Origin of the sequence: Pseudoxanthomonas winnipegensis (genome assembly GCF_004283755.1) — a bacterium.
Lineage (GTDB): Bacteria > Pseudomonadota > Gammaproteobacteria > Xanthomonadales > Xanthomonadaceae > Pseudoxanthomonas_A > Pseudoxanthomonas_A winnipegensis.
Map to the genome: position 1 here is coordinate 15,386 of NZ_SHMH01000005.1, position 25,037 is coordinate 40,422.

Consider the following 25,037-nt stretch of genomic DNA (forward strand, 5'->3'; position numbering starts at 1 on the left):
GGAACGGCAGCGGTCCGGCAGGCGGTGTCCGCTTTTCCCTTCATCAGGGCATCCTGCCCTGAGTCGGGCGCTCGGCGTCCTGCCTCGCTAGGCGCGGCCACCGCCCGCCGGCCCGCTGCCGCGCGCGTTGAGCACATGGGCTTCGGCTCAAAGATGGACCGCGGCGGCGCGCCTGGTGCTCGCCGGCTCCCACTTGTAGAGCGGAGCTTGCTCCGCTGGGGCTTTCCCTGCGAACCGAACGAAGAGCAGCGGAGCAAGCTCCGCTCTGCAACGAGGCTGCGATCTGAGAGACAGCTGCTCGCAGCGCAGCATGAAACCCACTCAGGCCTTTTCCATCCAGACGCCGGCCTTCCAGGAATCAGCGAGCCGAGGCGCCGCGCCCTGCCGGCCCGCCACCCCTCCCAAGAAGCTCGACACGCGCATGCGCCAATCGATCAGTCGAGAGAAGCGACAAAAATGGGCTGCGGTCCATCAGTCGAGAGAAGCAGCAAAAGAAGGGCGCCGGTCCATCAGTCCAGAGAAGCAACAAAAAAGGGCGCCGGATGCGATCCGGCGCCCTTGCTTCATCTTCTCAGGCGAGCCGGGTCAGAACTTGTAGTTCACGCCCAGCACGATGGTGCGGCCCCACTCGATGTACTCCAGCGGGCGGTCCTTGCTGCCGGCGTAGGTGCGGTAGGGGGTGTTGGTGAGGTTGCTGGCCTGCAGCAGCAGGCTCAGGCCATCCAGCCGGCCGCTGCCGAAGGTGTAGCTGACCTGGGCGTCGGTGATGTTCTCGCCGACCACGTAGCGCAGGGTGCGGTTGCCGTTGAAGTTGCCGATCTCGCCGATGAAGTCCGAGCGGCGGCGCTGGCTCACGCGCGCCTCGAAGCCGTTGCGCTCGAAGTAAGCGGTGAGGTTGTACACGCGGTCGGACAGGCCGGGCAGGCTGATCGCGCCGTCGCCGACGCTGGAGGCGCTCTCCGGATCCTTGATCTTCACATCGCTGTCGTTGAACGTGGCGCTGGCCTGGATGCCGAAGCCCTCCAGCGGCGCGAACACCATGTCCAGCGGCAACGAAGCGGTCAGTTCCAGGCCGCGCAGCTTGCCGCCCTTTCCGTTGAACGGCGCGCTGAAGGTGCCGGTGGTCTGCACCGGCACGGTCATGCCAGGCGGGCGCACGTAGCCGGCGACCAGGTCGCTGAAGTCGTAGTTGTCGCGGGTCTGGGTGTAGATATAGCTCTTGAGATCCTTGTAGAAGAACGCGGCGGCCACATAGGCTTTCTCGCCGAAATACTTCTCGTAGGAGATGTCCAGCGCATTGGCGCGCCACGGATCGAGCATTGGATTGCCGCCGCTGGCGCCGGGCTTGCCGGTGGAGGTATCCACGCCGAACTCCAGCGAGGCGCGCATCTGGTCCACGCGCGGCCGCGCGACCTGCTTGGCCAGGGCGAAGCGCAGGGTCTGGTCGGCGGGGAACTGGAAGGCCAGGTTGAGGCTGGGCAGCCAGTCGTTATAGGTCTTGCCGTCGTCGATGGGGCGCACTTCGCTGCCCGCCGGCTGCGAGCCGTCCCAGTAGTTGGCCTGCGAGGACTGATCGGTGTGCTGCAGCTGCACGCCCAGGTTGCCGCGCACGCCCACCTCGCCCCACTGGGTGTCGATGTCCGCGCGCATCCAGGCGGTGGTGATCTTCTCCAGCACGGTCCAGGCCTTGGACACCAGGTAGGAGGCGTCCTCGTTGGGCGAGAACTGCATGTAGCGATCCACCGCGCCGGGCACGTTCCAGGCCGGGATGTAGCCGATGCCGGCGAAGCCCAGGTTGACCGGCGCGTACTGCAGATCGGGGGCGATGGTGGTGTCGCCCTGCGGACCCAGGTTGATGTTGCCTTCGGGCTGGTGCTTGGTCTTCTCGCGGCGGGCGTAGTTGACGCCCACGTCCAGGTCGGAGAACCAGCTCAGCGCCTCGGGCATGGGCAAGCTGGCCTGCAGGCGCGCGCCCTTCAGCTCGTCCTCCACCTGCGGCACCTTGCCGTAGCCCGAGCCGTAGATGGTGTTGGTGATGAACAGCGACTCGGGGTTGGAGTAGTTCAGCCCCGGCGAGATCTGCGAGAAGTCGTTGTTGCGATAGGCCAGGCCGACCGTGTCCAGCTGCGGCATCGGCGTGAGCTGGAGATTGCTCTCCAGGTTTAGCTCCTTGCGGGTGGCCTTGGAGTAGTTGAGGTCGGCGTTGACCTTGACCGCACCGACGTTGAAGGCGTTGTTCCAGCCGAAGGCGTCGATCTTGTCCTTGCGCTTGTTGTACATGCCGCGCACCAGCGGATAGACGCCGCTGGCGGTGCCGCCGGTGAAGGTGTCGTTGCCGTTGACCTGCGGGTTGGCGATGTTCAGGCCCGGGGTGTAGCCGCCGTTGTAGTTGCTGAGGTTGACCTCGAACTGGTTGGCGGTGTCGACCTGCTCGGCCTCGGTGTGGAAGGCGTCCAGCGTGCTGGTCCAGGCGTTGGACGGGCGGTACTGCAGGGTCGCCATCACGCCGTCGCGCTTGGAGTTGCCGGTGCGGCGCAGGGCCTTGATGCCGTCGGAGAAGTAGGTGCCCGGCGCCACGCCGGGGCGGTTGCCACTGTCGGTGTTCTGCGTGCTCCACGGCTCGTACAGGCCGACCTGGTTCTCCTGGATCGGCGTGTCGGTATGCGCATAGCCGATCGACAGGCCCAGGGTCTTGTCGAAGAACTGATCGATGTAGCTGGCGCTGAAGCGGTTGCCGTAAGGATCGACGTTGGCCGCCTTGCCCAGCGAGTTGCGCTGGTAGCGGCCACCGAGCGCGATCACGCGCTCGCCGAAGCTCAGCGGGCGCACGGTCTGCATGTCCACCGTGCCCGACAGGCCCTGGCCGACCAGGCCGGCGTCGGGCGTCTTGTACACGGTCACGCCGTTGACCAGCTCGGACGGGTACTGGTCGAACTCCACGCTGCGGTTGTCGCCGGTGCTCACCACCTCGCGGCCGTTGAGCAGGGTGGTGGAGAAGTCGGGCGAGAGGCCGCGCACGCTGATCACCTGCGCGCGTCCGGCCACGCGCTGCGCGGCCAGGCCGGGCAGGCGGGCCAGCGACTCGGCGATGCTCACGTCGGGCAGCTTGCCGATGTCTTCGGCCGAGATCGCCTCGACGATCGAGGTGGCGTCCTTCTTGACCGAGATCGCGCCCTCGATGCCGCGGCGGATGCCGGTGACCTTGACCCGGTCCAGGTCAGTGGCGTCGGTCTTGACCGCGGCCGGATCGGCCTCGGTGTCGGTCGGCGTGCTCTGGGCCCAGGCCTGGGCGGTGGCCATGCTCATGGCCACGGCGATGGACAGGCACAGCAGGTTGCGCTTGGGAGTCAACATTTTCCCCTCCAGTCAATGTTGGTACTGCATTCGAGTTGATCCGGTGTCCCCCTCGACACCGGCGATTCGCGAAGGCCCGGAACAGCGCCTTGCTTGAATGGGCGGCCATGGTAGTGCGCGTTCCCGCATGTGCATGGGCCTGCATACGTATTCATGGCGGTGCGCTTGCAACGACGTCATCGGACGGGCGATGCCGCGGCCTGCGTCTTCGCTCGCGCGAGCGAAAACGGCTTGGAAACAAGGGTTCTCCGACGGTCTGCGGCGTCCGTGCTGCAGCGCAGGAACGATTCCGCGCAGCCGCCGACATCACGCTCGATCACGCCACGACACCGAACCAGCTGCCGCGCGCGGGCAGGGCGAGCGTGCGTCCTTCCAGTGGTGCGCCCGGCAGGCCGTGATCCTCCAGCGCGGTGGCGGCAAGGCCTTCGGGCAGGGTCCAGTGCTGCGCCTGGGCCGAGAGGTTGAACACCACCAGCACGCGCTGGTCTTCGTGTTCGCGCAGGAAGGCCAGCACCGGCTCGTTGGTCTGCAGGAAGGCGATCGTGCCCAGCACCAGCGCCGGATGCCGGCGCCGCCAGCGCAGGAAGCGGCGCACGTGCTGCAGCACCGAATCCGCATCGGCCTGCTGGGCGGCGATGCTGCGCGCACGGTGCTCGGCCGGCACCGGCAGCCACGGCTGGCCGCTGGTGAAGCCGCCGGCATCGGCATCGCGCCACGGCAGCGGTGTGCGACAACCGTCGCGGCCCTTGAAGTTGGGCCAGAAGGCCTTGCCGTAGGGGTCCTGCAGCAGCTCGAAGGGCACCTGCGCCTCGCTCAGCCCCAGCTCCTCGCCCTGATACAGGCACACCGAGCCGCGCAGCGAGCACACCAGCGCCACCAGCTGCGCGGCGAAGGCATCGTCGCCCGCGCCGCCCCAGCGCGAGACCGCGCGCGGCACGTCGTGGTTGGAGATGGCCCAGCACGGCCAGCCATCGTCCATCGCCGCCTCCAGCCGGGCGACGGTGTCGCGGATGTAGCCGGCGCTGAAATCCTCGACCAGCAGCTCGAAGCTGTAGCCCATGTGCAGGCGCTTGCGACCGGTGTACTCGGCGGTGGTGGCCAGCGAATCCTCCGAGGAGATCTCGCCCAGCGCGGCCACGTCCGGATAGCGGTCCATCAGCCCGCGCAGCCGCTCCAGGAAGGGCAGCATCTCCGGGCGGGTGTTGTTGTAGTAGTGGTACTGGTAGGCGTAAGGGTTGTCCGCGCTGAAGCCGCGGCCCATGCGCTGGTCCTTGGGCTTGGGCGGGTTGTCGCGCAGCTGCGCGTCGTGGAAGCAGAAGTTGATCGCGTCCAGGCGCATGCCGTCCACGCCGCGATCCAGCCAGAACTGCACATTGTCCAGCGTCGCCTGCTGCACGGCCGGGTTGTGGAAGTTCAGATCCGGCTGCGCGCCGAGGAAGTTGTGCAGGTAGTACTGCTCGCGCCGCGGCTCCCAGCGCCAGGCCACGCCGCCGAACAGCGACATCCAGTTGTTCGGCGGCGTGCCGTCTTCCTTCGGATCGGCCCAGACGTACCAGTCGGCCTTGGCGTTGTCGCGGCTCAGCCGGCTTTCCTGGAACCAGGCGTGCTGGTCCGAGCAGTGGCTGAGCACCTGGTCGATCATCACCTTCAGGCCCAGCGCATGCGCCTTGGCCAGCAGGGCGTCGAAGTCGGCCAGCGTGCCGAACAGCGGATCGACATCGCGGTAGTCGGCGATGTCATAGCCGAAGTCGGCCATGGGCGACTTGAAGAACGGCGAGATCCAGATCGCGTCCACGCCCAGGCTGGCGATGTAGTCTAGGCCTTCGACGATGCCGGGCAGGTCGCCCACGCCATCGCCATTGGTGTCCTTGAAGCTGCGCGGATAGACCTGATAGATCACCGCGCCGCGCCACCAGTTGTTCATTGCCGTTCCCCGAAGTAATCCGGCCCGGGCGCCGCGAGCGGCCCTGGGCGAAGCGGGCGCCACTATTCCACGCATGACCCGGCGCGTCCTCGCGCAACGCCGGGGCGAGGCCATGAATACGTATGCAGCGGGCTGCGATGTGTGAGTCGACGAAGGGGCTTCGCGCGGGGTGCATCGATCACGCGGCGCATCGCTGAAACCGCTTGAAAACAGGCGTTTCGAACGTGTCGCGTGCATTTGCAGGCCGCGACTTTGACATCGCAGCGCATGCACACACTTGGTTGCACTGCAGCATGGAAAGCGCGACGGCAACGGTCACCATGTCGCCCGGCGAACCGCGGCCGTGATTCGACACGGCCGCGCGGTGTCGCAAGGGGATCGATCGCGCGTGATGAGCCAAACCCGCACCCTGTCGTTCTGGCAGATCTGGAACATGTGCTTCGGCTTTCTGGGCATCCAGTTCGGCTTCGCCCTGCAGAACGCCAACGTCAGCCGCATCTTCCACACCCTGGGCGCCTCGGTGGACGAGATCCCGGTGCTGTGGATGGCCGCACCGCTGACTGGGCTGATCGTGCAGCCCATCGTCGGCTATCTGTCCGACCGCACCTGGACGCGGCTGGGCAGGCGTCGCCCGTATTTCCTCATCGGCGCGGTGCTGGCCACGCTGGCGCTGCTGGCGATGCCGCACTCGCCCGCGCTGTGGATCGCGGCTGGCCTGCTGTGGGTGCTGGACGCCTCGATCAACATCTCGATGGAGCCGTTCCGCGCCTTCGTCGGCGACCTGCTGCCCACCCGTCAGCGCGCCTCGGGCTATGCGATGCAGAGCTTCTTCATCGGCATCGGCTCGGTGGTGGCCAGCCTGCTGCCGTGGCTGCTGGCGCAGGCCGGCGTGGCCAACACCGCCGGTGCAGGGGAGGTGCCGGACACCGTGCGCTATGCATTCTACTTCGGTGGCGCAGTGCTGCTGCTGACCATCCTGTGGACCGTGCTCACCACGCGCGAGGATCCGCCGGGCCAGCTGGCCGGCGAGCGCGAAGCGCCGGAGGCGGAGGTCGCGCCGGCGCTATCGGCATCCCCGCCCGCGCTGCGTCTGCGCCTGGGCACCGCTGCGCTGGTGCTGGGCCTGATCGGCTGCGCGCTGGTCGCGCTGTTGGACCTGGACAAGCAGCTGTATGTGCTGGGCGGCGGCGCGGCCGTGTTCGGCGCCCTGCTGCTGGGCCGCGGCCGCGTGCGCGGTGGCATGTATGCGGCCATCGTCGACGATCTGCTGGACATGCCGCCGACCATGCGCCGGCTGGCGGTGGTGCAGTTCTTCTCCTGGTTCGCCCTGTTCGCGATGTGGATCTACACCACCGATGCGGTCACCGCCACGCACTTCGGCACGCGCGACACCACCTCGGCCGCCTACAACGACGGGGCCAACTGGGTCGGCGTGCTGTTCGCCGCCTACAACGGCTTCGCCGCGCTGGCCGCGATCGTGATCCCGCAGATGGTGCGGGTGCTGGGGCTGCGCTGGAGCCATCTGCTCAATCTGTGCCTGGGCGGAGTGGGGTTTCTGTCGTTCCTGCTGATCCGCGATCCGCACTGGCTGCTGCTGTCGATGGTCGGCGTGGGCTTCGCCTGGGCCTCGATCCTGTCGCTGCCCTATGCGCTGCTGTCCGACAGCGTGCCGGCGCGCAAGATGGGCCTGTACATGGGCATCTTCAATTTCTTCATCGTCATCCCGCAGCTGGTGGCCGCCTCGATCCTGGGCCTGCTGGTCAAGACCGTGCTGGGCGGTGCGCCGATCAACGCGCTGGCCGTCGGTGGCCTGAGCCTCTTGTTGGCCGGCCTGTGCACGCTGCGCGTGCGGGACGCCCGTCCGGAAGCCCACGCATGAGAACGTTCTGCCTTTCGCTGTTGGCCCTGTCCCTGGCCGTGCCGGCGCGCGCCGACGAGCTGTACGGCACGCTGGAGCCCTTCGCCAGCAAGGCGATCTACTTCGTGATGACCGACCGCTTCGTCAACGGCGATCCGTCCAACGATCATCGCGACCAGGGCGGCCGGCACCGCACCTTCGACCTGCCCACGCCGGGTGCGCCGGCCGGGCAGAGCGACAACATCGGCTACCTCGGCGGCGACTTCAAAGGCATCGTCGACAATGCCGGCTACATCCACGACATGGGCTTCGGCGCGGTGTGGGTGACGCCGATCGTGGACAACCCGGATGAGGCCTTCACCGGCGGCGAGCCGGTGCGCTGGGGCAGCGCGATGACCGACCGGGGCAAGACCGGTTATCACGGCTACTGGGGCGTGAACTTCTACAAGCTGGACGAACACCTGCCCAGCAAGGGCCTGGATTTTGCCGGCTTCACCCGCGCCATGAAGGGCCAGCAGCTGGACGTGGTGCTGGACATCGTGGCCAACCACGGCTCGCCGGCGTACTCGATGCCCAAGGCGCAGCCCAAGTTCGGCCAGATCTTCGACAGGGACGGCCGCAAGCTGGCCGACCACCAGAACCTGGACCCGTCCCAGCTGGATCCGAAGCACAACCCGATCCACGCCTTCTACAACACCGGCGGCGGCCTGGCCCAGCTGTCGGACCTGGCCGAGGACAACCCGGCGGTGCTGGACTATCTGGCCGGCGCCTACGAGCAGTGGATCGAGCAGGGCGCGGCGGCGTTTCGCGTGGACACGATCGGCTGGATGCCGCACCGCTTCTGGAAGCAGTTCGCCGACCGCATCCGCGCCAGGCATCCGGGCTTCTTCATGTTCGGTGAGGCCTTCGACTATGACGCGGCCTTCATCGCCGCCCACACGCTGGAGCGCAACGGCCACTACAGCGTGCTGGACTTCCCGCAGCGGGCCAGGCTGTCCAAGGTGTTCGGCAAGGAGGGCGGTGGCTACGAGGACCTGGAGCGCACGCTGTACCTGGAGGACGGCCCGTACGCCAACCCCTACGACCTGGTCACCTTCTACGACAACCACGACATGGCGCGGCTGGATGCCAGCGATGCGGGCTTCATCGACGCCAACAACTGGCTGTTCACCGCGCGCGGCATCCCGGCGATCTACTACGGCTCGGAGACCGGCTTCATGCGCGGCGCGGCCGAGCATGCCGGCAACCGCAACTACTACGGCCAGCAGCGCATCGATGCCGCGGGCGACAGCGGCATCTACCGCAACCTCAAGCGCATCGCCAACCTGCGCCGCGAGTCGGTCGCCCTGCAGCGCGGGCTGCAGCTCAACCTGGTGCTGAAAGGCGACACCGGCGCCTTCTATCGCGTCTACGAGCATGCCGGGCAGGCGCAGACCGCGCTGGTCCTGCTCAACAAGGCCGACACGGCCTCGACCATCGCGCTGGAGACGCTGCTGCAGGCCGGCACCTGGCGCGATGGCTTCGACGGCGGCCAGGTGCGGATCGACGGGCGCGTGGCGCTCGAGGTGCCCGCGCACGGCGTGCGCGTGCTGTTCTACGACGGCGCGCTGACCAATCCCGAGCTGCGTGCGCGCCTGACCGAAGACATGGGCCACCGCCTGCGCGACTGAGCGGGCGGCGCCTGCTTTGGCGTGCGGCGCCTCCCGCCGCGCCTCAGGCGCAGCGCGTGGAACCGCGCAGCGCCAGCCTGACCGGAATGGTCTGGCTGTCCACCGGCTGGCCGTGCAGCTGCTGCAGCAGCGCGTCGACCAGCAGCATGCCGGCCTGGCGCGTGTCCTGCTGCACGGTCGACAGTCCCGGGGTGACGAAACCCGCCAGCGGGATGTCGTCGAAGCCGGCCACCGCCACCTGCTCGGGGATGCGCAGGCCGGCCTCCAGCAGCGCCTTCATCGCGCCGATGGCGATCAGGTCGCTGGCGCCGAACACCGCATCGAAGGCCACGCCACGCGCCAGCAGGATGCGCGCCGCGGCGTAGCCGGACTGCTCGCTGGTCTCCGCGTCCACCTGCAGCGTGGGCTCATGTTCCAGTCCCGCCGCATCGAGCGCCGCGCACACGCCACGATGGCGCTCCTGGAACTCGGGGTAGTGCGCCGAGGCATGGCCGAGGAAGGCGATGCGCCGCCGGCCCTGGGCGATCAGGTGCGCGGCCATGTCGTGCCCGCCCTGGAAGTTGTCGCAGCCGATCGACACGCCCGGCTGGCCGGGCAGGGCGGCGCCCCAGCGCACGAAGCGGATGCCCTGCTGCTGCAGCTTTTCCAGCCGCACCCGCGACTGCAGATAGTCGCCGTAGCCCAGCAGGATGAGCCCGTCGGCCTTTTTGCTGTCGGCGTAGTCGGCTTGCCAGTCGGTGGAGAGGTTCTGGAAGGAGATCAGCAGGTCGTAGCCATGCAGCGCGCAGGCGCGCGTGATCGAGCCCAGCATCGACAGGAAGAACGGATTGATCGCCGATTCGTCCGGCGTCGGGTCTTCGAAGAACAGCAGCGCCAGCGTCCCGGTGTGCTGGGTGCGCAGGTTGGAGGCGTTCTTGTCGACCTTGTAGTGCAGCTGCTCGGCGATGGCCAGGATGCGCCGGCGGGTGTCCTCGTTGACCATCGGGCTGCCGCGCAGGGCGCGCGACACCGTGGGCTGGGACACGCCGGCCAGGTGCGCGATGTCGAGCGAGGTGGCCTTGCCCTTGATCGAATGCTGCACGGAACACCATTCCTGTATTGCGGTGCGCGCGATCATGCCACGCGGCCTTGGGAGGGCCGTGCTGCAATGCCGCATCGATTGCGCTTTGGAGGTGCGGGCGTCGGGTCAAACGCGACGGCCATGCCGGCTCGGGCGCCGTTCGCCGCCGTCCTGCAGCCTTCCGCTATACCGCTTCGCCTGCGGCGTGGCCGCTGGCCCAGGCCCACTGGAAGTTGTAGCCGCCCAGCCAGCCGGTGACGTCCAGCACCTCGCCGATGAAGTGCAGGCCGGGCGCGCGCCTGGATTCGAACGTGGCCTGCGACACTTCGCGCGTGTCCACGCCGCCCAGCGTGACCTCGGCGGTGCGATAGCCCTCGGTGCCGCTGGCCACCAGCGGCCAGGCGCGCAGCAGATCGGCGGCCTGGCGCAGCTGCGGCTCGTTGAACTGCTTCATCGGCCGGTTGGGCAGCCAGTGTTCGCACAGGCGCTGGGCGAAGCGGCGTGGCAACAGATCGCCCAGCACCGTCTTCAGCTCGGCGGCGGGGCGCGCGGCCCGCTGCGCCTGCAGCACAGCCAGCGCGTCCTGCCCCGGCAGCAGGTCCAGGTGCAGCGGCTGGCCCGGCTGCCAGTACGAGGAGATCTGCAGGATCGCCGGGCCGCTGATGCCGCGATGGGTGATCAACATGGCGTTGTCGAAGGCGATCTTGCCGGACGCCGCGCGCACCGGCAGCGACACGCCGGCCAGGTCGGCCAGCTGCTCCTGCGGGCGGCCGCTCAGGGTCAGCGGCACCAGCCCCGCGCGCGTGGGCAGTACGGTGAGGCCGAACTGCCGCGCCAGCGCATAGCCGAAGCCGCTGGCGCCCATGGAAGGAATCGACAGCCCGCCGCTGGCCACCACCAGCGAGGGCGCGGCGAACACGCCCTGCGCGGTGTGCACCGCATAGCCGCCACCCTCGCGCGCGACCACGCGCTCAACAGCGCAGCCGGTGGCGATGCGCACGCCGGCCGCTTCGCATTCGGCGACCAGCATGGCCACGATCTGCTTGGACGAGTCGTCGCAGAACAGCTGGCCCAGCTCCTTCTCGTGATAGGCGATGCGGTGCTTCTCGACCAGCGCGATGAAGTCGCGCGGCGTGTAGCGCGCCAGCGCCGAACGGCAGAAGTGCGGGTTGTCCGACAGATAGTTGGCCGGCGAGGTGCCGGTGTTGGTGAAGTTGCAGCGCCCGCCGCCGGACATCAGGATCTTCTTGCCCACGCGGTTGGCGTGCTCGATCACCAGCACCGAGCGCCCGCGCGCGCCGGCGGTGGCCGCGCACATCAGCCCGGCCGCGCCGCCGCCGATGATCAGGACATCGTGGGTGAAGCCGGCCAGCACCTTCAGTCCTGCGGCGCGTGGCGGACGATGGGGACCACCACCAGCTGCAGATCGTCGCCCATCAGCTGGACTTCGCCGTCCTGGATCAGCACGTCCAGGCGCAGGGTGCGCACGAGCTTGGCCGCCAGTTCCCGGATCGCGTCCTGCGGCAGGTCGATCACGGTCAGCTGCTTCATGCGGCGCAGCGAGGCGGCGTGCTTGTGCCACCACACATCGCCGGCGTGCCCGGCGTAGCCGACCACCACCACCTCGCGCGCGCGGCCGGCGGCCTTGCGCAGGCGGCTCTCGTCGGGCTGGCCCAGTTCGATCCACTGTTCGATCTGGCCGCTGTAGTCGCGGCGCCACAGGTCGGGCTCGTCCTCGTTGCTCAGGCCGCGGCCGAAGGCCAGGCGTTCGTCGGCATACAGGACGAAGGCCAGCACGCGCGCCACCAGGCGCTCGTCGGTCTCCGAGGGGTGCTGGGCCAGGGTCAGGCTGTGGCTGGCGTAGTGGTTGCGGTCGAGGTCGCTGATCTGCAGCTCGACCTTGCGGATCGTGGCGGAAAGGGCCATGGCTCAAGACAAGGAAGTGAGAACAAACGCGCCCCCGCGCAGGCATGCGGCGCGGGCGGTCACGGGAAGGAGGGGGCAGGGAGGATCCCGCGCAGGACAGGGCCATCCCAGGCCTGGAGCCGGCGCGAACGCCCGCTGCACTGCTGCAGCGCAGCATCCGCTGGCGCCACCGGCGGTGACTTGGGGCACCTGCCGGACGGCGTATGCTACTACCTAGCTGTTTGTTTTGAAAGGGATTTCGTGGCTTGTTGAACGATCGGGTTTGGAAATGTCGGGGCCTGGTCCGCGAATTTCCTGGATCGGCCGGCGATTGTGTTGGCTTTTTCACCGCAACCTGCGTATCGTGCGGCCCACTGTGCTTGCCAGGGTCACCGTGGTTCGTGAGCCTGATGCGGTAGATCGACAGATCGGCTACATCGTTTGCGTTTTTCCTACGCCTGCAAACCCAGTCTCGGCCCGGAATCCCGGCGCCGCGATTACCCATCATGTTTTCAGGAGTAGTAAAAATGAGCGATCGTCAGACCGGCACCGTCAAGTGGTTCAACGATGCCAAGGGCTTCGGCTTCATCACCCCGCAGAGCGGCCCGGACCTGTTCGTGCATTTCCGCGCGATCCAGGGCAACGGCTTCAAGTCGCTGAAGGAAGGCCAGCAGGTCACCTTCGTGGCCGTGCAGGGTCAGAAGGGCATGCAGGCCGACCAGGTGCAGGCGCTGTAATCCAGCCCCCACCGCGTCAACACGCATGAAGAACGCCGGGCTTGTCCCGGCGTTTTTTTTTTGGCTTTTTCCCCGCCGAGGGGAAGCTGACGGCGGCGCCTCGTGGCCTCGCCCCCTTCGGGCGCTGCGGAGAGCAGGCCAGGATGGCCAGCGGGCACGCGCAGTGCCATCAGTTCTTTCGGAACACCAACTCCATACCGTGGGAGCCGCCCTTGTGGCCTTTTCGGCCAATGGCGGCGATGAGGCTCTACCAGCAATGGCTGTGTCGCCATGGGGCTTTACCGGGAAAGTCCCATCGCCGCCATTGGCCGAAAAGGCCACAAGGGCGGCTCCCACCTGTAGAGCGGAGCTTGCTCCGCTGGGGCCTTCCCCACGAACCGAACGAAGCGCAGCGGAGTCCTCAAGAGGGGGATAGCCACAAGCTCCGCCCTACAGGCATGCTGCTGCGAGAGTTGAGGACACAGTTGCTCCCACAAAAGCATGAGTGGCTCCCAGCGAAGCATGAGGTGCGCTCAACCTCTTCCCGTCCAGAATGAGCCAGGTGGGCTGATGGGCCGAGAGGAGCTGCGCCTGGTCGAGTCGAGGCGGTGGGCCAGGCATGTCCACCGTCACTGCACTCCGCGAAGCTTTTTTATGCCGGCGTCGACTCCATATCAGGAGCCACACGGCGCAAATCCGAGGCGGGCTCCATGCAGTTGAACTTCGACAACCGATTCATCGCCGAGCTGCCGGGCGATCCGGTCACGGGGCCACAGGCGCGCCAGGTCGAAGGGGCGCTGTGGTCTTCGGTCGCGCCGACGCCGGTGGCCGCGCCGCGCATGCTCGCCTGGTCGCCGGAGGTCGCCGCGATGCTGGGTTTGCAGGCCGAGGACATCGCCGAGCCGCGCTTCGCGCAGGTGTTCGGCGGCAATGCGCTGGCGCCGGGCATGGCGCCGTTCGCCACCAACTATGGCGGGCACCAGTTCGGCCATTGGGCGGGGCAGTTGGGCGATGGGCGGGCGATCTCGCTGGGCGAGGCCATCGCGGTGGACGGGCGCCGCCAGGAGCTGCAGCTCAAGGGCGCCGGGCCCACGCCGTATTCGCGCTTCGCCGATGGCCGTGCGGTGCTGCGCTCGTCGATCCGCGAGTTCCTGTGCAGCGAGGCCATGGCGCATCTCGGCTTGCCGACCACGCGTGCGCTGTGCCTGGTCGGCACGGGCGATGCGGTGGTCCGCGACATGTTCTACGACGGTCACGCCGCGCCGGAGCCGGGGGCGATCGTGTGCCGGGTGGCGCCCTCGTTTCTGCGCTTCGGGCATTTCGAGCTGCCGGCGGCGCGCGGCGATGTGGCGCTGCTGCGCCGGCTGGTGGACTTCACCATCGCGCGCGACTTTCCCGAGTTCGACGGCCCGACCGGTGAAGCGCGCGATGCGGCCTGGTTTGCGCAGGTGTGCACGCGCACGGCCGAACTGATGGCGCACTGGATGCGGGTGGGCTTCGTCCACGGGGTGATGAACACCGACAACCTGTCGATCCTGGGCCTGACCATCGACTACGGTCCGTACGGCTGGATCGACGACTTCGATCCGGACTGGACGCCCAACACCACCGACCGTCAGGGCCGACGCTATCGCTACGGCTGGCAGCCGCAGGTGGCGTTCTGGAATCTGAGCCGGCTGGCCGGCGCGCTGTCGCCGCTGTTCGCCGATCCGGCGCCGCTGCAGGCCGGGCTGCAGGCATATGCGGATGCGTTCGCGGCCTGCGAGCGCCGCGATACGGCGGCCAAGCTGGGGCTGGCGCAGTACACGCCGGCCGATGCTGCATTGATGGCCGATCTGTGCGCGCTGCTGCACGCGGCCGAGGTGGACATGACGTTGTTCTTCCGCGAACTGGGCGAGCACGCTCCCGGTCCGCAGGCGCTGGAGGCGCTGCGCGAGACGTTCTACGACGCCGCTAAGTTCGAGCTGCACGCGGCTGCGTTCACCGACTGGCTGACGCGCTATGCCGCGCGTTGCGCGCAGGACGGCGACGAGGCCGCGCGGCGTGCGCGCATGCGCGCGGTCAATCCCCGCTACGTGCTGCGCAACTATCTGGCGCAGGAGGCGATCGATCGCGCGCATGACGGCGACCTGGGCGGCATCCACACGCTGCTGGAGGTGCTGCGCCGTCCCTACGAGGATCAGCCGGGGCGCGAGGCCTTCGCCCGCAAGCGCCCGGACTGGGCGCGCGATCGGGCGGGCTGCTCGATGCTGTCGTGCAGCTCTTGAGCACGGCAGCGTGCGGCGCGGTGCAGTAGCATCGCGCTTTACCCAGGACCACGAGCGTGTCGATGTCCGTGCAAACCGAATGGGCCGCGCTGATCCGCGATGTGCCCGATTTCCCCAAGCCCGGCGTGCTGTTCAAGGACATCACGCCGGTGCTGGCCGATGCGGCTGGGTTCGCTGCGGCCACGGCCGCGCTGGCCGATCCCTGGCGCGAGGCCGGCGTGCAGGCGGTGCTGGGCATCGAATCGCGCGGGTTCATCCTCGGCGCGGCGCTGGCGCGTGCGCTCAAGTGCGGATTCGTGCCGGTGCGCAAGCCGGGCAAGCTGCCCGCTTCGGTGCTCAGCGTCGAGTACGGCCTGGAATACGGCAAGGACACCTTGCAGATGCACCGTGACGCGCTGCCGCCGGGCACGCGCGTGCTGATCGTCGACGACGTGCTGGCCTCGGGCGGCACGCTGCACGCGGCGCTGTCGCTGGCGCGGCAGCAGGGCTGCGATGTGCTGGGCGCGGCGGTGCTGATCGAGCTGCAGGCGCTGGGCGGGCGTGGGCGCTGGCAGGCGGATCTGCCGCTGACCGCGGTGCTGCGCTTTCCGTGAGGGCGACAAGCGTCGGTGGAGCCGGCGTCTTGTGGCATCTTCGGTTTTCGACGTGCGGGAAGGTTTGATGCGGCGGGTGCTTTGGACGCCTGAGCCAGCGTTTACCGCGGCCTGATCCAACCCCCTCCCGGCCTCCCCCTGCTGCGCAAGGGGAGGGGCGAAGCGCTTGCTCGTCATCCCCGCGAACGCGGGGATCCATGGACGTTAGCCGGGCACTGCGAGAAGCAGGCCGTCGCCCCGCGCGCGATCTCCCGCCTCAGCCCGTCGCCCTGATCACGTCGGCCAGCACGTTGAAGATCCGGTCGATGTGCGCCTTCTCGACGATCAGCGGCGGCGACAGCGCGATCACATCGCCCGTCACGCGGGTGAGCATCTGGCCGTCCTCGAAGGCGCGGCGGAACACCTCGAAGCCGCGCGCACCCGGCGCGCCCTCGCGCGGGGCGAACTCGATCGCACCGATCAACCCGAAGTTGCGCAGGTCGATCACATGGGGCAGACCCTTGAGCGAATGCAGGCCCTGCTGCCAGTAGTCGCCCAGTTCGACCGCCTTCTCGAACAGATTCTCCTCGGCATAGGTGTCCAGCGTGGCCAGCGCGGCGGCGCAGGCCAGCGGATGGCCCGAATAGGTATAGCCGTGGAATAGGTCGATGGCGCTGTCCGGCCCCTGGTCGAAGGCCTCGAAGATGTCCTCGGACACGAACACCGCGCCCATCGGCACGCAGCCGTTGGTGATGCCCTTGGCCGCGGTGATGATGTCCGGCGTGACGCCGAAGCGCTGCGAGGCGAAGGCCTTGCCGACGCGGCCGAAGCCGGTGATCACCTCGTCGAAGATCAGCACGATGCCGTGCCGCGTGCAGATCTCGCGGATGCGCTTGAGATAGCCCTCCGGCGGCAGGATCACGCCGGCGCTGCCGGAGATCGGTTCGATGATCACCGCGGCGATGGTGGATGGATCATGCAGCGCGATCACGCGCTCCAGCTCCTCGGCCCACTCCAGGCCATGCGGCGGCAGGCCCTGCGAGAAGCCGTTGCGCGCGATATCCAGCGTGTGGCGCAGATGGTCCACGCCCGGCAGGCCGGGTCCGAACCACTTGCGGTTGTTGGGCAGCCCGCCCACCGAGATGCCGCCGAAGCCGACGCCGTGGTAGGCCTTCTCGCGGCCGATCAGGCGCGTGCGCTGGCCTTCGCCGCGCGCGCGCTGGTAGGCCAGGGCGATCTTCAGCGCCGTGTCCACCGACTCGGAGCCCGAGTTGGTGAAGAACACGTGGTTGAGGTCGCCCGGCGTCAGCGCGGCCAGGCGCTCGGCCAGCACGAACGGCAGCGGCGAGGACATCGAGAAGTTGGGCGCGAAGTCCAATGTGCCGATCTGCTGGCGCACGGCATCGACGATGCGCGGCCGCGCGTGCCCGGCGTTGACGCACCACAGCCCGGCGCAAGCGTCCAGGATCTGCCGGCCGTCGACGTCGATGTAGTGCATGTCCCTGGCGCTGGCCAGCAGGCGCGGCTTGGCCTTGAACGCACGGTTGGCGGTGAACGGCATCCAGAACGCGTCCAGCGAATCGGGCATGTGCGCGCCCAGCTCGGCGTAGTGGGCCGCGTAGCCATCGCGCGGGGAGAGGGAATCGGCGCTCATGCAGGCCTCGCAGGGGACGGGAAAGGGATCGGCGCTAGCCTAGCGCGTTGAAGAAACTTTACAACTTGCGGCCGAAACGGCTCAATGCGGCTTTGCGTGTCAAGAATCCGCAACAGATGGGCAGCCAGGGAGCCACCATGGACATCGGAGCGCGGTTGCAGCAGGTGCGCACCGCCAAGCAGCTCAGTCAGCGCGAGCTGGCCAAGCGCGTGGGCGTGACCAACAGCACGATCTCGCTGATAGAGCAGAACAAGGTCAGCCCTTCGGTCGGCTCGTTGAAGAAGGTGCTGGACGGCATCCCGATCTCGCTGGCCGATTTCTTCACCCTCGACCTGCAGCCGGGACCGCCGGACAGCCCGTTCTACACGCTGGCCGACACGCCCGATGTGGGCAGCAACGGCGTGCACTATTTCCTGGTCGGACAACGCGTGGCGCGACGGCAGATGTGCATCCTGCGCGAGGTGATGCCGCCGGGCACCGACACCGGCCCGACCCTGCTGGTCCACGCCGGCGAAGAGGGCGGGGTGGTCGTGGCCGGCGAGGTGGAGATCACCGTTGGCGAGCAGGTGCGCGTGCTGCGCGCGGGAGAAGGCTATTACTTCGAAAGCCGCGTGCCGCATCGCTTCCGCAACCTTGGGGAGAGCGACGCGGTGATCGTCAGCGCGAACACGCCGCCGACGTTCTGAGAGCGACGCCGGCGTCGCAGCCCTGCGAGCGATGGGCTGCGGAGCGTGCAGGGCATCGCGCGGCAGCCAGACAGCCGCTTCTCTTTGCAGCGCGAAGCAGCAGCGAGATCAGACGCCGGAAAGTCTCCGTGGGATCAGCCCCGGCGCGCCGCATCGATCGCGGCCACATCAATCTTGCCCATCGTCATCATCGCCTCGAACACGCGCCTGGCCACCGCGGGATCCGGATCGGCCATGCCTTCGGTCAGCGTGCGCGGCGTGATCTGCCAGGACAGGCCCCACTTGTCCCTGCACCAGCCGCAGGCGCTCTCCTGCCCGCCGTTGCCGACGATGGCGTCCCACAGGCGGTCGGTCTCGGCCTGGTCATCGGTGGCGATCTGGAACGAGAACGCCTCGCTGTGCTTGAACGCTGGCCCGCCGTTGAGTCCGATGCACGGCACGCCGCACACGGTGAACTCCACGACCAGCACGTCGCCGGCCTTGCCGGAGGGGAAGTCGGACGGCGCGCGCCGCACGGCGCCGACCTGGCTGTCGGGAAAGGTCTGCGCGTAGAACTGCGCGGCTTCCAGCGCGGTGCCGTCGTACCAGAGGCACAGGGTGTTCTTCGGAATCATGGGGTGTTTCCTCCTGGGTGGTGATCGACGCGGCGGGACTGCCGCGTCCTTATACGGCCCCGACGCGCGAAGGCGATGAAGATCGACACGTAAACCAACGGACTCCGAGCGCGATGGTTGCAGGCGACACCGCTTGCGGCGCGCCCGCGGCCGCGCCGTGCCGCTTAGAATCGACGGCTCCCTCCATTCCATTCCGCAAGCCCTGCCTTCATGACCACTTCTCACGCCCCCCTGCGCGGCAGCATCGTCGCGCTCGTCACCCCCATGCACCAGGACGGCAGCGTCGACTATGCCGCCCTGCGCAAACTGGTGGACTGGCACGTGGCCGAAGGCACCGATTGCATCGGCGTGGTCGGCACCACCGGCGAGTCGCCTACGGTCGACGTGGAGGAGCACTGCGAGATCATCCGCGTGGCGGTCGAGCAGGCCGCCGGCCGCGTGCCGGTGATGGCCGGCTGCGGGGCCAATTCCACCGCCGAGGCGATCGCGCTGGCCAGGTTCGCGCGCGAGGTCGGCGCCGACAGCCAACTGCAGGTGGTGCCTTACTACAACAAGCCCGGTCAGGAAGGGCAGTACCGCCATTTCGCCGCCATCGCCGAGGCCACCGGCGATCTGCCGATCGTGCTGTACAACGTGCCCGGCCGGACCGCGGCCGACCTGGCGCACGACACCGTGCTGCGCCTGGCGCGGCTGCCGGGCATCGTCGGCATCAAGGAGGCCACCGGCAATATCGAGCGCGCGCAGTGGCTGATCCGCGAGGCGCCGGAAGGCTTTTCCATCTACTCCGGCGACGACGCCACAGCCGTGGCGCTGATGCTGTGCGGCGGCCATGGCAACGTCAGCGTCACCGCCAATGTCGCCCCGCGGCTGATGCGCGAGCTATGCGCGGCGGCGCTGGCCGGCGATGTCGCCACCGCAATGGCGATCCAGCGACGCCTGCTGCCGCTGCACAAGCAGCTGTTCGTCGAGGCCAACCCGATCCCGGTCAAGTGGGCGGTGTCGCGCCTGGGCCACTGCGGCGGCACGCTGCGCCTGCCGATGACCGAACTCGAACCGGCCAACCAGGCCAAGGTCGAGGCGGCGCTGCGCGAAGCCGGCCTGCTGGGCTGACGCCGATGTCGCCGGCGCCGCGCACAGCTCGTGCAGCCACGCGCCGGATCGCAGGCCTGCGGCCTTGAGCGATCCGACGCGGCCGGCTTCGACCGAAGACGCCGGCAGTGTGCGGCGCGAGATGGTGCGCGTGCGCGGCGAAGTCGCCGAGGCACGCGCGGACGAGATCGCCGAGGAAGTGCCGGTGGCCTTCGTCTACAACGACGCGCCGTTCGCCGTGATGATGGCCACGCCCTGCGACCTGGTCGATTTCGCCCAGGGCTTCGCGCTCAGCGAGGGCATCGTCGAGGCCATCGAGGATGCGCATGTCGAGTCGATCGAATACCTGCTCGAAGGCGTGGAGGTGCGCATGCGCATCCCGCCGCAACGCGAGCAGGTGCTGCAGCGCCGCCGCCGCAGCATGAGCGGGCGCAGCGGCTGCGGCGTGTGCGGCAGCGAACTGCTGGAGGCGGCCCTGCGCGATCCCGCACCGGTCGGCCCCGGGATCGTCGTGACGCCCGCCGCGCTGCAGCGCGCCTTGCGCGAGCTGCGCGCCGCCCAACCGCTGGGCGCCCGCACCGGCGCCACCCATGCCGCCGGCTGGGCGCTGGCCGACGGCGAGATCGCCTTGGTGCGCGAAGACGTGGGCCGGCACAACGCGCTGGACAAGCTGATCGGCGCCATGCATCGCGCCGGGCTCGATCCCCAGGCCGGTTTCCTGGTCGTCACCAGCCGGGCCAGCTACGAAATGGCGATGAAGGCCGCCAGCGCCGGCATCGCCTTCCTGGCCGCCATCTCCGCCCCGACCGCCCTGGCCCTCGCGCTGGCCCAGCGCACCGGCCTGACCCTGCTGGGCTTCGCCCGCGAGGACGGCTACGCGCTCTATACCCACCCGCAGCGGCTGGACGCGGCGGGCTGAGCGACTGTTCACGGTTGCCCAATGACAGACCGTTCGAGGCGTGCTGCGCCGCCGCAGCACCGCCGCACCCATGCCGCGACCGGTGTCCTTTGCGTTGCTGGAATCGTCTCGCCGGCAACCGTCGTCACCACGTACGGTCAAACATGACAGAATCCGCCGGCTTTTGTTCCGGAACGCGACCTGAAGATGTCCTCGACCACCGCCGCCCCGCCCGTCAACTCTCCGGCCCGCGTCCTGCTGGCCAGCCTGATGGGCACTACGATCGAATTCTTCGATTTCTACATCTACGCCACCGCCGCGGTGCTGGTGTTCCCCAAGCTGTTCTTTCCGCAGGGCGATCCGGTGGCCGCGCAGCTGGCGTCGCTGGCGACCTTCGCGGTGGCGTTCGTGGCGCGGCCGTTCGGCTCGGCGCTGTTCGGCCATTTCGGCGACCGCATCGGACGCAAGGCCACGCTGGTGGCGGCGCTGCTGACCATGGGCATCTCCACGGTGGTGATCGGCCTGCTGCCCAGCTATCACAGCGTTGGCCTGCTGGCGCCGGTGCTGCTGACGCTGTGCCGCTTCGGTCAGGGCATCGGCCTGGGCGGCGAGTGGGGCGGGGCGGTGCTGTTGGCCACCGAGAACGCGCCGCCGGGCAAGCGCGGCTGGTACGGGATGTTCCCGCAGCTGGGCGCGCCGCTGGGCTTCCTGCTGTCGGCCTCGACCTTCCTGATCATGGGCGCGCTGCTGTCGCCGGAGCAGTTCCTGGCCTGGGGCTGGCGCGTGCCGTTCCTGGCCTCGGCGCTGTTGGTGCTGATCGGCCTGTGGGTGCGTTTGTCGATCCGCGAGACGCCGGCCTTCCAGCAGGCGATCGAGCGTAACGAGCGTCTGCGCGTGCCGTTCCGCGCGGTGTTCTCCCAGCATCTGGGACCACTGGTGCTGGGCACGCTCGGGGCGCTGGCGACCTTCGTGCTGTTCTATCTGATGACGGTGTTCGCGCTGGGCTACGGCACCGTGACGCTGGGGTATTCCAAGCAGGAATTCCTGCTGATGCAGATGGTGGGCATGCTGTTCTTCGCGGCCGGCATCCCGATCTCGGCCAAGTTCGGCGACCGCACCTCGGCGCGCCACGCGATGATGGTGGCCAGCGTGGGCATCCTGCTGTTCGGGCTGGTGTTCCCGACGCTGTTCACCGCCGGGCATCCGGCCTTCGTGCTGGTGTTCCTGTGCCTGGGCCTGTTCGTGATGGGCTGGACCTATGGCCCGGTTGGCACGCTGCTGTCGGAGGTCTATCCGACCGAGGTGCGCTACACCGGCTCGTCGCTGTCCTTCAACCTGGCCAGCGTGCTGGGCGCCGCGCCGGCGCCGTACGTGGCGACCTGGCTGGCCGGCAAGTACGGCGTGCAGCCGGTGGGCTTCTACCTCAGCGGGGCGGCGCTGATCACCATCCTGGCCCTGCTGGCGGTGCGCCGCCACGCCAGCGTCACGCTGTAGGCCTTCAGCGGAACAGGCGCGCCATGGTGCGCGCCAGCCAGCCGCCCTGCTGGTGGTGGCGGCTGAACTGGTCCAGGTGCCGGCGCACGGTCTCCGAATAGGCCTTGTCGTCGCTGCGGATGTGGTTGAACAGCCAGCGCGCCAGCATCTGCTTGAGTTCCTCGGTGACGTCCTCGCCGGCCTCGAAGCGCAGGCGGTACTCGCTGACGCGGCGGGTGAACACCTCGTGCACCCGCTTGTGCGCGGCGCAGAAGGGATAGCCGGCTTCCTCCATCAGCTCTTCCTCGAAGGCGAAGTGCGAGAGGGTGTAGTCCACCAGTTCGGCGATCACGTCGCCCACGGCCAGCCGCTGGCCCTGCTGCTGGGTCTGATGCAGGGTGTTGATCATCTCGACGATGCGCCGGTGCTGCTGGTCGATCACCCCGATGCCGGTGTCCAGATCGTCCTGCCAGATCAGAAGTGCCATCGCGTGTCCCGTGCGGTTGCGGGCCCTGAGGCCCCATGCCCGCAGGCTGGCATCGGCCGATCGCGGCGGCATTGATCGCAGTCAATGTCGGGCGGTCACCACAGCGCGTCGCGCAGCTTGTACCAGCTCATCGCCGCCACCAGCAGCGGCGTGCGCAGCGCCTGTCCGCCAGGGAAGGGCGCGTGCCGGATCCTGGCGAACAGGTCCAGGCGAGCGGACTGGCCGGCGATGGCCTCGGCGATCAGCTTGCCGGCCAGGCCGGTGGCGACCACGCCATGACCGGAGAAGCCTTGCGCGAAGTAGAGGTTGGGCTGCAGGCGACCCCAGTGCGGGGCGCGGTTGCGCGAGATGTCCACCAGGCCGCCCCAGACGTGGTCCAGTGCGACTTCGCCCAGCTGCGGGAACACCTCCGCGATGCGCCGGCGCATGATCGCCGCGAGATCGCGCGGGGGGCGCCCGGAGTAACTGGCGCGCCCGCCGAACAACAGGCGGTGGTCGTGGCTGAGGCGGTAGTAGTCCAGCGCCCAGGCCGTGTCGGCCACGGCCATGTCGTTGCCGATCAGCGCGCGTGCGCGTTCCTCGCCCAGCGGGACGGTGGCGGCGATGTAGGTGCCGACCGGCATGATCCGCGCCTCGAGTTCCTGCGCGATGCCGTGCAGCAGGGCATTGCCGGCGAGCACGCCGAAGTCGCAGTGCACCTGCCCGCGTGCCGTGCTGAACACCGGCCGCGCGCCGCGCTGCAGGCGGGTCACCGCGCTGGTCTCGAAGATGCGTACGCCGGCGTCCAGCGCCGCGCGTCCCAGGCCCAGCGCATAGGCCAGCGGATGCAGGTGGCCGCTGATCGGATCGTAAAGCGCGCCCAGGTAGCGCTCGCTGGCCAGGGTGGCGCGCAGGCGTTCGCGGTCCCACCACTGCACCGGATGCTCGTAGTGGGTGTGGAAGCGTTCGACCATGGCCTGCACTTCGCGCTGCTGGCGGGCTTTCAGCGGCACGGTGGCGTGGCCCGGGCGCCAGTGCGCCTGGATGCCGTGTCGGGCCAGCCGCGCGTGCAGCCAGGCCAGGCCTTCGCGGGACAGATCGAACATGCGCCGCGCGTCGTCCAACCCCACCAGCGCCTCGAGCTTCTCCTCGCCGCAGCCGAAGCCGACGATGGCCTGGCCGCCGTTGCGGCCCGACGCGCCCCAGCCGATCCGCTGCGCTTCCAGCACCACCACGCGATAACCGGCCTCGGCCAGCTCCAGCGCCGCGGACAGGCCGGTGTAGCCGGCGCCGAGGATGCAGACATCGCAGTCGATGCGCCCCTCGAGCGCGGGCTGGGCGGGCAGGGGCGTGGTGCTGGCCGCGTACCAGCTGTCGGGGTAGGCGCCGGGCGTGCCGGGCTCAGACCGCACGCAGGTACCAGGCGTAGTCCAGGTCGGTGACCTGGGTGTCGAAGCTGCGCTGTTCCTTGCGCTTCTGCTGGCCGTAGAGGTGGCGGAAGCGTTCGCCGAAATGTTCGGCGATGAAGGCGCTGCCCAGGAAATCCTCGATCGAACCGCGCCAGTGCGGGCTGTGCTGCTCGGTCTGGGCGTAGGCGTTGCCGACGATGGGCGGGCCGGGATCGAGGCGCTGTTCCAGTCCATGCAGCATTCCGGCCAGCACGGCGGCGCAGGCCAGGTAGACATTGGCGTCGGCGCCGGCGATACGGTGCTCGATGCGCGTGTTGGCCGCGTCGCTGTGCGGGATGCGCATGGCCACGGTGCGGTTGTTGTAGCCCCAGCTGCGGCCCAGCGGGACGAAGGCGTTGGGCACGTAGCGGCGGTAGCTGTTGGCATGCGGGGCGAACAGCAGCATGGTGTCGGCCGCGCTGGCCTGCAGGCCGCCGATGGCGTGCAGCAGCGCCGCGGCCGGCGCCTGCGCGGTGCCGGCGAAGACATTGCGGCCCTGCGCGTCGAGCAGGCTCACGTGCACGTGCAGGCCGCTGCCGGCCTGGTCCACCAAGGGCTTGGCCATGAAGCTGGCTTGCAGGCTTTGTTGCTGTGCCACGGCCTTGATCGCGCGCTTGAGCATCACCGCGTCGTCGCAGGCCTGCAGCGCATCGGCGCGATGCTTGAGGTTGATCTCGAACTGGCCCGGCGCGTACTCGGCCACGGCGGTGTCGGCGGGGATGTCCTGTGCGCGGCACACGGCCGCGACCGCATCGATGAAATCGCGGTTGTCGTCCAGGTCTTCGATCGAATAGACCTGCGTGCTCGTGTTGCGCGTGCCGGTGTTGGGGTTGATCGCCGGCTGCGGGCGGCCGTGCGCGTCGGGCAGGCGGTCGAACAGGTAGAACTCCAGCTCGATGGCCACCACGGGGGTCAGGCCGAGGTCGGCGAAGCGCTGCACCACCCGGGCCAGCACCTGCCGCGGATTGGCCTCGAACAGGCCGCCGGCGCCGTCCTCCATCGCCAGCAGCAGCTGTGCGGTGGGGCGCGGTGTCCATGGCACCGGTCGCAGCGAGCCTGGCACAGGCCGGCAGATGCGGTCCTCGTCGCCGATGTCGTAACCCAGGCCGGTTTCCTCGACGGTATTGCCGGTGATGTCGGTGGCGATCAGCGACATCGGCAGGCAGATGCCATCGGCGAACACCTTGTCCAGCGCCTGGCGCGTGACGCGCTTGCCGCGCAGCAGGCCGTTCATGTCCGGCAGCAGCAGGTCGATGGCCTCCAGGTCAGGCAAGGCGGCCAGGGTGGCGGCGTCGCGGGCGTCGGACAGGGCGGTCATGGCGGGCTCTTGGCGGCGTTGGAGACAGCCTAGCAGGCGTGTTGTTGTCAAGAATACTCAACGCC

Annotated in this window: 19 protein-coding genes; 9 read left to right on the forward strand and 10 right to left on the reverse strand. The window is 68.7% G+C overall.

Annotated elements, in window-relative coordinates; genetic code table 11:
* Nucleotides 1–585 precede the first annotated feature (585 nt).
* A complete protein-coding gene (locus EAT51_RS10445) occupies nucleotides 586–3,354 on the reverse strand; it encodes a TonB-dependent receptor (RefSeq protein ID WP_130517711.1) in 2,769 nt (922 codons plus the stop codon).
* A gap of 316 nt (nucleotides 3,355–3,670) precedes the next feature.
* Nucleotides 3,671–5,278: an alpha-glucosidase family protein gene (locus EAT51_RS10450; RefSeq protein WP_130561598.1), complete on the reverse strand. Its 1,608-nt coding sequence runs from the start codon at nucleotides 5,276–5,278 to the stop codon at nucleotides 3,671–3,673.
* A 391-nt stretch (nucleotides 5,279–5,669) separates the two neighbouring features.
* On the opposite strand from EAT51_RS10450, the gene EAT51_RS10455 reads away from it, so the two are divergent.
* On the forward strand, nucleotides 5,670–7,157 hold the full coding sequence (locus tag EAT51_RS10455) for an MFS transporter (protein ID WP_130517715.1): 1,488 nt from the start codon (nucleotides 5,670–5,672) through the stop codon (nucleotides 7,155–7,157).
* The gene (locus tag EAT51_RS10460; protein ID WP_130517717.1) at nucleotides 7,154–8,806 is read left to right on the forward strand and encodes an alpha-amylase family glycosyl hydrolase; all 1,653 of its coding nucleotides are present in this window, start codon (nucleotides 7,154–7,156) and stop codon (nucleotides 8,804–8,806) included. Before EAT51_RS10455 ends, EAT51_RS10460 begins: the two co-directional genes overlap by 4 nt.
* A 43-nt stretch (nucleotides 8,807–8,849) precedes the next feature.
* Here the strand turns inward: EAT51_RS10460 and EAT51_RS10465 are convergent, their stop codons facing one another.
* From EAT51_RS10465 to EAT51_RS10475, 3 genes are all read right to left on the reverse strand, one after another.
* Entirely contained in the window at nucleotides 8,850–9,887 is a 1,038-nt protein-coding gene (locus tag EAT51_RS10465; protein ID WP_228257892.1) for a LacI family DNA-binding transcriptional regulator, read from the reverse strand.
* A 163-nt stretch (nucleotides 9,888–10,050) separates the two neighbouring features.
* Nucleotides 10,051–11,241: a BaiN/RdsA family NAD(P)/FAD-dependent oxidoreductase gene (locus EAT51_RS10470; protein WP_130517722.1), complete on the reverse strand. Its 1,191-nt coding sequence runs from the start codon at nucleotides 11,239–11,241 to the stop codon at nucleotides 10,051–10,053.
* 2 nt (nucleotides 11,242–11,243) lie between these two features.
* A complete protein-coding gene (locus EAT51_RS10475) occupies nucleotides 11,244–11,792 on the reverse strand; it encodes a YaeQ family protein (RefSeq protein ID WP_130517724.1) in 549 nt (182 codons plus the stop codon).
* 506 nt (nucleotides 11,793–12,298) lie between these two features.
* On the opposite strand from EAT51_RS10475, the gene EAT51_RS10480 reads away from it, so the two are divergent.
* From EAT51_RS10480 to EAT51_RS10490, 3 genes are all read left to right on the forward strand, one after another.
* Nucleotides 12,299–12,508: a cold-shock protein gene (locus EAT51_RS10480; protein WP_130517728.1), complete on the forward strand. Its 210-nt coding sequence runs from the start codon at nucleotides 12,299–12,301 to the stop codon at nucleotides 12,506–12,508.
* A gap of 689 nt (nucleotides 12,509–13,197) precedes the next feature.
* A complete protein-coding gene (locus EAT51_RS10485; RefSeq protein ID WP_130517730.1) occupies nucleotides 13,198–14,754 on the forward strand; it encodes a protein adenylyltransferase SelO in 1,557 nt (518 codons plus the stop codon).
* Nucleotides 14,755–14,816: 62 nt separating this feature from the next.
* A complete protein-coding gene (locus EAT51_RS10490) occupies nucleotides 14,817–15,347 on the forward strand; it encodes an adenine phosphoribosyltransferase (RefSeq protein WP_130517732.1) in 531 nt (176 codons plus the stop codon).
* Between the two features lie 256 nt (nucleotides 15,348–15,603).
* On the opposite strand, the gene aptA is transcribed toward EAT51_RS10490, so the two are convergent.
* On the reverse strand, nucleotides 15,604–16,914 hold the full coding sequence (gene aptA, locus EAT51_RS10495) for an omega-aminotransferase AptA (protein WP_165421938.1): 1,311 nt from the start codon (nucleotides 16,912–16,914) through the stop codon (nucleotides 15,604–15,606).
* 203 nt (nucleotides 16,915–17,117) lie between these two features.
* Between aptA and EAT51_RS10500 the strand changes: the two genes are divergently transcribed.
* Nucleotides 17,118–17,666: a cupin domain-containing protein gene (locus tag EAT51_RS10500; RefSeq protein ID WP_130517736.1), complete on the forward strand. Its 549-nt coding sequence runs from the start codon at nucleotides 17,118–17,120 to the stop codon at nucleotides 17,664–17,666.
* A gap of 134 nt (nucleotides 17,667–17,800) precedes the next feature.
* Here the strand turns inward: EAT51_RS10500 and EAT51_RS10505 are convergent, their stop codons facing one another.
* Complete coding sequence (locus EAT51_RS10505; RefSeq protein ID WP_130517738.1) at nucleotides 17,801–18,280, reverse strand: VOC family protein; 480 nt, start codon at nucleotides 18,278–18,280, stop codon at nucleotides 17,801–17,803.
* Nucleotides 18,281–18,490: 210 nt separating this feature from the next.
* Between EAT51_RS10505 and dapA the strand changes: the two genes are divergently transcribed.
* The 3 genes from dapA to EAT51_RS10520 all read left to right on the forward strand — a co-directional run bounded on the left by dapA (nucleotide 18,491) and on the right by EAT51_RS10520 (nucleotide 21,761).
* Nucleotides 18,491–19,390, forward strand: a complete 900-nt coding sequence (dapA, locus tag EAT51_RS10510; protein ID WP_130517740.1) for a 4-hydroxy-tetrahydrodipicolinate synthase — start codon at nucleotides 18,491–18,493, stop codon at nucleotides 19,388–19,390.
* Nucleotides 19,391–19,511: 121 nt separating this feature from the next.
* Entirely contained in the window at nucleotides 19,512–20,288 is a 777-nt protein-coding gene (gene fdhD / locus EAT51_RS10515) for a formate dehydrogenase accessory sulfurtransferase FdhD (protein ID WP_130518723.1), read from the forward strand.
* Nucleotides 20,289–20,474: 186 nt separating this feature from the next.
* Complete coding sequence (locus EAT51_RS10520; RefSeq protein WP_130517742.1) at nucleotides 20,475–21,761, forward strand: MFS transporter; 1,287 nt, start codon at nucleotides 20,475–20,477, stop codon at nucleotides 21,759–21,761.
* Between the two features lie 4 nt (nucleotides 21,762–21,765).
* Here the strand turns inward: EAT51_RS10520 and EAT51_RS10525 are convergent, their stop codons facing one another.
* The 3 genes from EAT51_RS10525 to EAT51_RS10535 all read right to left on the reverse strand — a co-directional run bounded on the left by EAT51_RS10525 (nucleotide 21,766) and on the right by EAT51_RS10535 (nucleotide 24,972).
* The gene (locus EAT51_RS10525) at nucleotides 21,766–22,227 is read right to left on the reverse strand and encodes a bacteriohemerythrin (protein WP_130517744.1); all 462 of its coding nucleotides are present in this window, start codon (nucleotides 22,225–22,227) and stop codon (nucleotides 21,766–21,768) included.
* A 95-nt stretch (nucleotides 22,228–22,322) separates the two neighbouring features.
* Nucleotides 22,323–23,618, reverse strand: a complete 1,296-nt coding sequence (locus EAT51_RS10530) for an NAD(P)/FAD-dependent oxidoreductase (RefSeq protein WP_130517746.1) — start codon at nucleotides 23,616–23,618, stop codon at nucleotides 22,323–22,325.
* Nucleotides 23,608–24,972, reverse strand: a complete 1,365-nt coding sequence (locus EAT51_RS10535) for a glutamine synthetase family protein (protein ID WP_130517748.1) — start codon at nucleotides 24,970–24,972, stop codon at nucleotides 23,608–23,610. Before EAT51_RS10535 ends, EAT51_RS10530 begins: the two co-directional genes overlap by 11 nt.
* Between the last annotated feature and the right edge of the window lie 65 nt (nucleotides 24,973–25,037).

Excerpts from the sequence above, each read along its gene's own strand:
- fdhD (WP_130518723.1), top strand. The coding sequence starts at position 19,512 with ATGGTGCGCGTGCGCGGCGAAGTCGCCGAGGCACGCGCGGACGAGATC.
- EAT51_RS10480 (WP_130517728.1), top strand. The coding sequence starts at position 12,299 with ATGAGCGATCGTCAGACCGGCACCGTCAAGTGGTTCAACGATGCCAAG.
- EAT51_RS10500 (WP_130517736.1), top strand. The coding sequence starts at position 17,118 with ATGGACATCGGAGCGCGGTTGCAGCAGGTGCGCACCGCCAAGCAGCTC.
- EAT51_RS10525 (WP_130517744.1), bottom strand. The coding sequence starts at position 22,227 with ATGGCACTTCTGATCTGGCAGGACGATCTGGACACCGGCATCGGGGTG.
- EAT51_RS10505 (WP_130517738.1), bottom strand. The coding sequence starts at position 18,280 with ATGATTCCGAAGAACACCCTGTGCCTCTGGTACGACGGCACCGCGCTG.
- dapA (WP_130517740.1), top strand. The coding sequence starts at position 18,491 with ATGACCACTTCTCACGCCCCCCTGCGCGGCAGCATCGTCGCGCTCGTC.
- EAT51_RS10450 (WP_130561598.1), bottom strand. The coding sequence starts at position 5,278 with ATGAACAACTGGTGGCGCGGCGCGGTGATCTATCAGGTCTATCCGCGC.
- EAT51_RS10490 (WP_130517732.1), top strand. The coding sequence starts at position 14,817 with ATGTCCGTGCAAACCGAATGGGCCGCGCTGATCCGCGATGTGCCCGAT.
- EAT51_RS10535 (WP_130517748.1), bottom strand. The coding sequence starts at position 24,972 with ATGACCGCCCTGTCCGACGCCCGCGACGCCGCCACCCTGGCCGCCTTG.
- EAT51_RS10485 (WP_130517730.1), top strand. The coding sequence starts at position 13,198 with ATGCAGTTGAACTTCGACAACCGATTCATCGCCGAGCTGCCGGGCGAT.
- aptA (WP_165421938.1), bottom strand. The coding sequence starts at position 16,914 with ATGCCCGATTCGCTGGACGCGTTCTGGATGCCGTTCACCGCCAACCGT.
- EAT51_RS10455 (WP_130517715.1), top strand. The coding sequence starts at position 5,670 with ATGAGCCAAACCCGCACCCTGTCGTTCTGGCAGATCTGGAACATGTGC.
- EAT51_RS10445 (WP_130517711.1), bottom strand. The coding sequence starts at position 3,354 with ATGTTGACTCCCAAGCGCAACCTGCTGTGCCTGTCCATCGCCGTGGCC.
- EAT51_RS10475 (WP_130517724.1), bottom strand. The coding sequence starts at position 11,792 with ATGGCCCTTTCCGCCACGATCCGCAAGGTCGAGCTGCAGATCAGCGAC.
- EAT51_RS10460 (WP_130517717.1), top strand. The coding sequence starts at position 7,154 with ATGAGAACGTTCTGCCTTTCGCTGTTGGCCCTGTCCCTGGCCGTGCCG.
- EAT51_RS10520 (WP_130517742.1), top strand. The coding sequence starts at position 20,475 with ATGTCCTCGACCACCGCCGCCCCGCCCGTCAACTCTCCGGCCCGCGTC.